The sequence below is a fragment of the Microvirga calopogonii genome (genome assembly GCF_003347665.1).
GTDB lineage: Bacteria > Pseudomonadota > Alphaproteobacteria > Rhizobiales > Beijerinckiaceae > Microvirga > Microvirga calopogonii.
Genome location: NZ_QDGA01000159.1, coordinates 1 through 8,635 on the forward strand (window position 1 = coordinate 1; position 8,635 = coordinate 8,635).

Below are 8,635 nucleotides of genomic sequence, written 5' to 3' on the forward strand. Positions count from 1 at the left end.
CATGGTTCCTCTCCAAAGGGATACAACGCAAGCCCTTCAATTCCGGTGATTTAGGGCCGAGCGATGCTCTGGGGTTGTCGGGCATGGGATGTCGATCGGTTGTTTTTCCGGCGTCGAACAAAGCTTAGCCGCGAATAATCCCCATAACTTATCTAAGTTCTTGCTTTGTTCTGGCATCTGGAATTCATATGAGCTAGGGTCAATACGCAGAAATTACAGAAGAAGAACCAAGATGAGCATGGACAAGAATAAGGCTATCGAAACAGCGGTGGCCCAGATCGAGCGTGCCTTTGGCAAGGGCTCGATCATGCGCCTTGGCGGCAGTCAGGTCGTCGAGGTGGAGACGATTTCGACCGGCTCCCTCGGGCTCGATATTGCTCTGGGTGTAGGGGGCCTTCCGAGAGGTCGCGTCGTCGAGGTGTATGGGCCAGAGTCGTCAGGCAAAACAACGCTGGCGCTCCAGACCGTCGCCGAGGCCCAGAGGACGGGTGGCGTTTGCGGGTTTATCGATGCGGAGCATGCGCTCGATCCAGCCTATGCGCGAAAGCTGGGCGTCAACCTCGATGACCTTCTGATCTCTCAACCGGACAATGGCGAACAGGCGCTTGAAATTGCCGATACCTTGATCCGTTCGGGTTCTGTCGATGTGCTGGTCATCGACTCGGTGGCGGCGCTCACCCCGAAAGCCGAGATTGAGGGCGAGATGGGCGAGAGCCGCCCCGGTCTTCAGGCCCGTCTGATGAGTCAGGCGTTGCGCAAGCTTACCGGTTCGATCAGCCGCACAAAAACAATGGTGATCTTCATCAACCAGATCCGCATGAAGATCGGCGTCATGTACGGAAGCCCTGAGACCACGACGGGCGGCAACGCCCTGAAGTTCTACGCTTCTGTCCGCCTCGACATCCGCCGCGTCTCGACGCTCAAGGATCGCGACGAGCCGATCGGCAACCAGGTGCGGGTGAAGGTCGTGAAGAACAAGGTGGCTCCGCCCTTCAAGCAGGTCGAGTTCGACATCATGTTCGGCGAGGGCATCTCCAAGATGGGCGAACTCATCGATCTTGGGGTCAAGGCCAACGTCGTCGAGAAGTCCGGCGCCTGGTTCTCGTACGACAGCCAGCGCCTGGGACAAGGTCGTGAGAACGCCAAGACCTTCCTCAAGGACAATCCCAAGATTGCTTCTGAAATTGAGGCGAGGATCCGTCAGAGCGCGGGTCTGCTGATGGATGCGCTGCAGGCCAACGATGCAGCCGATGCTCCGGCGGATGATGCGGCATAAGTCCGAGCTAGGAATGCCGGCCCGGATCAGCCGACGTCCCGCACAGCACACAGTGTGAGCCCAGAGGATCAGAAATCTGATCCCGTCACTTCCTCGGTGGTCACGCGAAACTCCACCAGGGTGCTGGGACCAAACGTGAGGGTCAGCGGCACGTCGGCAGCATCGCGACCGCGAGCGATCAGAATTCTGCCGATCCGCGGATCGTTGTTGCGCGGATCGAACGTATGCCACGTCCCACCCAGAAAGACCTCGATCCAAGCGGCAAAGTCCTGAGGTGCATGAGGCGGCGGAAGGCCGATGTCGCTGATGTATCCGGTACAGTAGCGAGCGGGAATGTTGAGGCACCGGCAGAACGTGAGCGCCAGATGAGCATAATCACGGCACACGCCCCGCCTTTCGCCATAGGCTTCAGCCGCTGTCCGCGTCGCACGTGAGTGCTCGTAGCCGAAGGTGATATGATCGTGCACGTAGTCGCAGATGGCTTGAACGCGCGTCCAGCCGGGTGGGGTTGTTCCAAATAGGCTCCAGGCGACGTCGGAGAGCCGGTCCGTTTCGCAGTACCGACTTCCCAGCAGGAAGAGCAGGGTTTCTGCGGGAAGGTTCTGGATTTGGACCTGCTCAGCCTTGGGAACTGTCGTGTCCCACCGGCCCGTATCGCGGACTACAGTTTCGGTTTTGAGGGAGAGCCTTCCAGGCGGTGCAACGAGGCGGTTGCACCAGTTCCCGAAGCTGTCCCGGTACCCCTCCACAGGCACTGATGGGGTCGTGGTCAGGTAATCGGGCCGCTCCAGGTCAGACACTCTCGACGAGTGCACATTGAGGATCGCGAACATGGGCGTGGCTTGCCCGAACTCGTAGGTCATCTCACAGCCGACGCGGATCCGCATGGTTTTTCCCTCAAGGGTTGAGCAAAGGCGGACTTCGAGCCGCCAGAGATCATGGTTGATCCTCGCCTGGGCTGAGCCGGCAGACGCCTCGCGTGTGCTTCTCGATTGCGGCCAGAGCAGCATCGAGCGAAGTATAAGGCCCATGACTCATGCCGGCCATGGTCGTCAAAGCTTGGCCGGCCGGGTAAATCGCGAGCTGCTGATCGGATGTCTCAGCAACGTGCCCCATGGAGCAGCCGAGCAGATCGGTCAGGTCCCATGCCTTACCATCGTCTGTCGGAGTCACGATGATGTCCAAGCTGTCCCCAATCCTGGTTGGTACAAGAGCATAGCAGCAATCAGGTAAACCGCGAAGACAGGTAACCGCTATGTTGATGGTAGGGCCAACTGGCTCTCAGCCGTCCTGGGGGATGAGGGTAGGGTCGATTCTTTGAGCCACCTTGTAGGGGCCAACGCAAGATCTGCTCCTGATTGAGCGCTAACGGAGTGCGTAGCAGGAACATGCTCTCCACCGCAGGTGTGTCGAGCAAGCCGACGGCCTAATTCGCCTCGGTTCGGGCATCTGAGTAGCCATACAGCGTTGCGGACGCGTCGACAGAAAGGATGCGGCTACCCGGAAGATCCGCCCGAGCGAGTGACGTTGCTTGGGGCTTCGAGGACAGGATTAGCGAGAAGCAACAACGCTTTATCCGATGCACGTCGAGGTGCTGTTGCCTCACGCAGAGAGACAGGCTTCAAGCCTCGCACCATCAATTGCCGATCCGTTCTACCTTAGCGCTCAATCAGGAACACATCTTGCGCTGACCCCAAAGCGGCTTCAATCGCCGTTTTGCCACAACTTGCTGAAGGAGGCTGCATTAAACTGTCAAGCCACAGGATGCAGCGGCCATTGCGCCCTGAAAGCCAACTACGGATTGTGCCTGACCGAGTTGTTGCAACAGCGCTCTCCGCGGACCATGGTCGTGTCACAAAGCACCTGCTACTTTCTCGTCCCTAATCGAGTTTGGGATCGAACCGGGGGGCCTGTGAAACCACAAACATCCGGGTTTTCCTAAGCTGACATAACAAGAATCAGCGGAAGCGTATATTGGCACGGCTGAGTTGATCGATTGAGGTGCAGCCCATAAGCTTCATATCGCGCTCCAGCTCTGAACGCATCAGCTCGAGCGCACGTTCTACTCCTGCCTGACCGGCAACCGCCAACGGGAACAAATAGTATCGACCGAGGCCCACAGCCTTAGCCCCAAGCGAAAGCGCCTTCAGGACGTGACTGCCGCGCTGCACCCCGCCATCCATAATGACGTTGATGCGGTCGCCGACCGCATCAACGACTTCCGCAAGCTGTTCAAAGGCGGTGCGGGAGCCGTCGAGCTGCCGCCCCCCATGATTTGAAAGTACAATTCCGGTACATCCGATCTCGACCGCCCGCCTTGCGTCTTCAACCGACATCACACCCTTGAGACAGAACTGACCGTCCCATTCTCCGACCATCTGAGCGACATCCTGCCATGACAGCGACGGATCGAGCATGTCGGTGAAGTAGCGGCTGATCGACATGGTCCCACGGCCCATGTCCACATGACCGTCGAGTTGTGGCAGCTTGAACGGCTCGTGTGTTAGATAGTTGAACGCCCACGCCGGGCGGATGGCAAACTGCGTGATCCCGGCGAGATTGAGCTTGAACGGGATCGAAAAGCCGGTGCGCCTGTCACGCTCTCGGTTGCCTCCCGTGATACTATCGACGGTCAGCATCATCACCTCGACACCGGCCTTTTTGGCCCGTGTCATCATCTCCCGGTTAAGGTCGCGATCTTTGTGGAAGTAGAATTGATAGACCTGAGGCGTAGCGCTGATCCGGCGCGCTTCCTCCAGGCTTGTTGTGCCCAGTGAAGACACGCCGAACATCGTACCGAATCTTGCCGCGGCCGCGGCGACGGCTCGTTCACCCTGGTGATGAAACAGCCGCTGGAGGGCTGTCGGCGAGCAATACACCGGCAGTGCTAGCTTCTGGTCCATGACGGTTACCGAAAGGTCGACCTCGGTGACACCACGCAGCACGTTGGGGACGAGGTCGCAAGTGTCGAATGCGGCCGTGTTGCGCCGGTAGGTGACTTCGTCATCGGCAGCGCCGTCAATGTAGTTGAAGATCGGACCGGGCAGGCGCTTTTTGGCCAGTCGGCGGAAATCATGAAAATTGATGCAGTGTTTCAGACGCACGGCGCTTGACCTCTATTGTTCTGGACGAGGCCATAGCCGCGCCGCAGGAAATCGTGGACTGAAAATCGTCAGCTGCCAAATGCCAGTTGGGCGCGGCGGCTTGCGACGAACGCGCCAAGCATCATCAGGTCCGAACTTCCTGCCCGAGCAGATCAGGGTGCCCTCAAGAGCATGACCCAGCCGGTGAGCGGCTTCCAGAGACTGCAAACGGGCTTCAGTAACGATAGAGAGGCTCGAGGTCATGCGCACGGGCCGCGGGAGCCACTGCATCGTGCGGGCGCCAGGAGCGACAGCCGAAATCCGTCTCGTCAATCAGCCGTTCGGCTTTGCTGCCTGACCGACCTATTGGGTTGGGCCCGATGTGCGCTATGAGAGTTACTACAACACACCCCTTCAGGCTGCCGTCTCTGCCTGATCCGAGTGCGCGTCGTCATGCATGAGCGGCGGACCCAGCTCGGAGAAGCGGAAGAGCCGGAAGGCCCGGTCGCCGTTGACGTCGAGCACCCGCAGGTCATCGCTGTCACGAGCGTCGTTCATCACCACCTGGAAATGGCCGCCATAGCGGGCCGCTACAATATCAAGCGGAAGCTCGTAAGCGATGAACTTGCCGACCCCGTGCGCCTTCAGGGCGCGCAGCAAGCCAGCGTCGGACAAGGACGGGTACGACGTGAGGATCACGATCGGCCCGCTGCCGGCAAACACCAGAGCTGCTTTCATGACTTTCCTCCTTAGCTTGGGCATCCCTTGGAAGGCCCTATGCCGCGATCTGCCACCTGAGCCACCCCATCACTCGCGGGCGCTGAAGGATCCGTGCTGGGCCAAAGGATTGAGGCGGGCAAACTCGGCCCCGTTCACATGAACCAGAGTTGCGTGGTCGCCACCCTCAAAATACAGCTCTTGCTGCTGGTCGATGCTGGTGTCGATGATCACATCCAGCCAATAGCACGCGCCCACCGCTGGAACCGCGCCGAGCGCACAGTCGCGGAAGACGTCCGCGGCTTCCGGCTCACTGGCCAAGTGAACCTCATGCCCGAGTTCCCTCCTGAGGTCGGACAGCTGGAGATGACGCGAGGCAGGGAGAACGGCGAGCGTGTAGCGGCCCCCATCGCTGAGCACGACAGCTTTAGCGAGCCTGTCACTCGGGATGTGACCGGCGTGGGAGGACCCGAGGGCGGTCAGGGTCGGTTCATGCGGGACCAGATTGTACCGGATCCCTCGCTCGTCCATGTACTTTTGGAGTGTGGGTGCGATCGTCATGACGTGCCTCCCATTGAGCAAGGAGTACCCTGCGTCACGAGGCCTGTCCTGGGAGACCGGCGCCGCGTGGCGCGGCTGCTGGACGTCTGCACAGTATACGCCTCCGGCTCGCCAGCGACAATCGAACTGCTGTTCTGGCGAACTAAGCTTTGCAAGTCGACGAGGTCCCCCGGGATGTGCAGGGCGGTGATCTGGCACCAGCCGTTCCGCAGCAACTTATAGCGGGTGGCGGAGCCTTCGAGCAGAAGAGTGCTCTCGGATGGACGGTCCGTTCATGGGGGCCTCTTTGACCCTTGCCACTGCGCCTTCGAGAATCTGCTTCTCCTCGTCCGAGAGGACGTCGCGCCGTTCCAGTTTGCAGAGTAGGCGAGAGATCACAGGGACGCTCCTTCCGACCGTTTTGGGGCCGTGCCTTTCTCCTTGTCCGGCACAGGATCGATTGACGTTGTCAGACCGGCAAGGCATTGATCAATGCCTCAGCCCCACCGCTCGGTTCTGTGCCATTGACCAGCGTCTCGGCCATTCGTGGTCGTAGACCGGAGACGCCGCGTCAGCGCAGTCAGGCTGCGAAGGATGGGTGAGTCCGCTGCATCCGAAGCTCATGCCGCAGATCCACATACGGCTGGCGTTTCCGCTGATGCGCGGCGCGAATGTGCTGCTTGATGTATCGCTTCAGCGCTTCGTCCGGCACACCCTTGTCCACTCTGTCCAGACCGAACTCATTCTTAAAATCGATGTTGCCAAGGGTATGCAACACTTCTCTGATGATCGAATGAATGCTTGGTGCATGCACACAATCTTGTACAATTGGGTGTTTAGGCATGGCGTCTCCTCTGACATTCTTGGTTTTGCTTATGGGAACCTTGCTGCCTGCAAAGGTGACTAACCTATGTTAATGGCAGAAATGTGCGCCAGCTTTCCTGCCCATCGCGACGGGCGCCGCAGAGGTCAATCGCGTCGATACACTGCCAAATAGTCAGGCACGATGGTCTCGAGTGCCTTTGGTTCAACACCAACATCCGCGAGTGTGGGCTCGGAGCCGCTGACCACCTTGTCGGTCTTCAGCAGCCGGACCTGGTCGCGAGTGAGCGGCGCGTCAGGGAACACCTGCAGCACCCCGCCCAACACTCCGGCGACCCAGAAGGGCATGGGCACCAGCAGCGGTCGGACGCCGATGGTCGCGCAGACAAACTCAAGCAGCTCTTTGAAGGTATAGACCCGGGGGCCGCCGAATTCGTAGGTCTGGCCGGGACTGGTGGGGTCCGCAAGAATGGCACCAACTCCCGCCACCACATCCTCGACATAGACGGGCTGAAACCGCGTTCGCCCGCCGCCGATCAGCGGCAGCGCCGGCAGCCGGCGCGCCAGCGCGGCAAAGCCGTTGAAGAAGTGATCGTCTGGGCCGTAAACCAGGCTCGGCCTGATGATCGTCGCCTCGGGGAAAGCTGCGCGCACCGCCGCTTCGCCGGCAGCTTTGGAGCGGTCCGCCAGCGCGGGTGCCGTGCGGCTGGCCCCGAGCGCCGACACGTGCACCAGTTGCCGGACCCCCAAGCGCCCGGCGCTGGCCGCCACCCGGCGAGCGCCCTCTTCATGAAGGGCCGTGAAGGTGTACCGTCCTGCCTGGGAGAGAATGCCGACCAGATTAATGACCGTGTCGGCTCCTTGGATCGCCGCCTCGACAGCTCCGTCATCGACAATGTCGACTGCGACCTGTTGGACCCGGGCGAGCCTCGGCGTCTCTGCCGTGGTGACCGGATGGCGCGTCGCGACCCGCACGGATGCCCCCGCCCTGGCGAGATGCTCAACCAGATGGCGACCGAGAAAGCCCGACCCGCCGAAGATCGTGACGTGCTTCATCGCTGTCGTCGTGTCCCACGAAGACCAACGCGGTTCTACTGGGCGTCAGGCCTGCGCGACGGGGCCCATGCAACCGCTACTGGCAGAGCCTCCCTGCGACTTCGATACCATATTATCGATCCGAAGGTCAGGTCATTGACACGAGACAAGCCTTAGCCTGAGTTCCATATTTAGGCGCTAAGCGCACCTTCACATAGTCTCAGAGTCTGACTCAGAAAGACGGGTTTGATTTCAGGGTCTTGCGAGCCTTCTGGTCAGCATCCGGATATGGGCGATAAAGGTCCAGGCGACGGCACTCTCGATAGAGGCTTCGAAGTCCTTGGCCAGACGACGGCAGCGTCCAAGCCAGGCGAATGTTCGCTCCACAACCCACCGGCACTTGAGCACCTGAAAGCCTTTGGCCGCATCCGAGCGTTTGATGATCTCGATCGTCCAGCGTCCGAGAGTGGCGATCGCGTCGCGCAACTTGTCGCCCGCATAGCCGCCATCGGCAAAGACATGGCGCAGCCAGGGATACAGCGCCCGGATGGAGGTCAGCACCTCCACCGCACCATCCCGGTCCTGGATGTCGGCGGTCTGGACCCTCAGCCCGACCAGATGGCCTTGCGTGTCGGTGATGATGTGGCGCTTGCGGCCCTTGATCGTCTTGCCGGCATCAAAGCCGCGCGGTCCGCCAGCTTCCGTGGTCTTGACCGACTGGCTGTCAATCACGCCGGCCGAGGGGCTCACCTCACGGCCGTCCTTCTCGCGCGAGGCCGCCACGAGAGCATGGTTGATCCGCTCGAAGGTGCCGTCCCGTGACCAGGCATAGAAGTAGCCCTGCACGGTCGAATACGGCGGAAACTCCTTGGGCAACTGGCGCCACTGGCAACCGGTCGAGGCCAGATACAGGATGGCCTCAACCACGGCCCGCAGGCAGGTGATGCGGGGACGCCCGATCTGCCGGGCGGCGGGCATGAAGGGTTCGATCAGCGCCCATTCGGCATCGGTGAGGTTGCTTGCATAACGCAGCCCGTCTCGCCGATACTGCCGGCGAGTGGCCTCGGTCCATACCATCGTGATCTCCCTCGAATCTTCGCAAATCCGACGGAATCACAGGGGCTTGAGGCCACTCAACCTTTTTCAGTCAGCCTCTCAGGCT

The 8,635-nt window shown here is 60.5% G+C and carries 9 protein-coding genes; 1 reads left to right on the forward strand and 8 read right to left on the reverse strand.

What is annotated here, in order from left to right; translation table 11 throughout:
* The first annotated feature begins 238 nt into the window (after positions 1 to 238).
* Positions 239 to 1,276: a recombinase RecA gene (gene recA / locus DDF70_RS34250; RefSeq protein WP_162820662.1), complete on the forward strand. Its 1,038-nt coding sequence runs from the start codon at positions 239 to 241 to the stop codon at positions 1,274 to 1,276.
* Between the two features lie 68 nt (positions 1,277 to 1,344).
* Here recA and DDF70_RS34255 read toward each other — a convergent pair whose 3' ends face one another.
* The 8 genes from DDF70_RS34255 to DDF70_RS34290 form a co-directional block, all read right to left on the reverse strand.
* Positions 1,345 to 2,163, reverse strand: a complete 819-nt coding sequence (locus DDF70_RS34255; protein ID WP_114947600.1) for a transglutaminase-like domain-containing protein — start codon at positions 2,161 to 2,163, stop codon at positions 1,345 to 1,347.
* 49 nt (positions 2,164 to 2,212) lie between these two features.
* The gene (locus DDF70_RS34260; protein ID WP_245435765.1) at positions 2,213 to 2,449 is read right to left on the reverse strand and encodes a hypothetical protein; all 237 of its coding nucleotides are present in this window, start codon (positions 2,447 to 2,449) and stop codon (positions 2,213 to 2,215) included.
* A gap of 785 nt (positions 2,450 to 3,234) precedes the next feature.
* The gene (locus tag DDF70_RS34265; protein WP_114949019.1) at positions 3,235 to 4,380 is read right to left on the reverse strand and encodes an alpha-hydroxy acid oxidase; all 1,146 of its coding nucleotides are present in this window, start codon (positions 4,378 to 4,380) and stop codon (positions 3,235 to 3,237) included.
* 393 nt (positions 4,381 to 4,773) lie between these two features.
* Positions 4,774 to 5,097: a hypothetical protein gene (locus DDF70_RS34270; protein ID WP_114949020.1), complete on the reverse strand. Its 324-nt coding sequence runs from the start codon at positions 5,095 to 5,097 to the stop codon at positions 4,774 to 4,776.
* 69 nt (positions 5,098 to 5,166) lie between these two features.
* Positions 5,167 to 5,637, reverse strand: coding sequence for an aminoacyl-tRNA deacylase (locus tag DDF70_RS34275; protein WP_114949021.1), 471 nt, complete (start codon positions 5,635 to 5,637; stop codon positions 5,167 to 5,169).
* Positions 5,638 to 6,196: 559 nt separating this feature from the next.
* A complete protein-coding gene (locus DDF70_RS37275) occupies positions 6,197 to 6,460 on the reverse strand; it encodes a hypothetical protein (RefSeq protein ID WP_162820878.1) in 264 nt (87 codons plus the stop codon).
* Positions 6,461 to 6,585: 125 nt separating this feature from the next.
* The gene (locus tag DDF70_RS34285; protein WP_114949023.1) at positions 6,586 to 7,494 is read right to left on the reverse strand and encodes a complex I NDUFA9 subunit family protein; all 909 of its coding nucleotides are present in this window, start codon (positions 7,492 to 7,494) and stop codon (positions 6,586 to 6,588) included.
* Positions 7,495 to 7,725: 231 nt separating this feature from the next.
* Positions 7,726 to 8,550 carry an IS5 family transposase gene (locus tag DDF70_RS34290; RefSeq protein WP_114948207.1) on the reverse strand — a complete coding sequence of 275 codons (825 nt, stop codon included), beginning with the start codon at positions 8,548 to 8,550 and terminating at the stop codon, positions 7,726 to 7,728.
* Between the last annotated feature and the right edge of the window lie 85 nt (positions 8,551 to 8,635).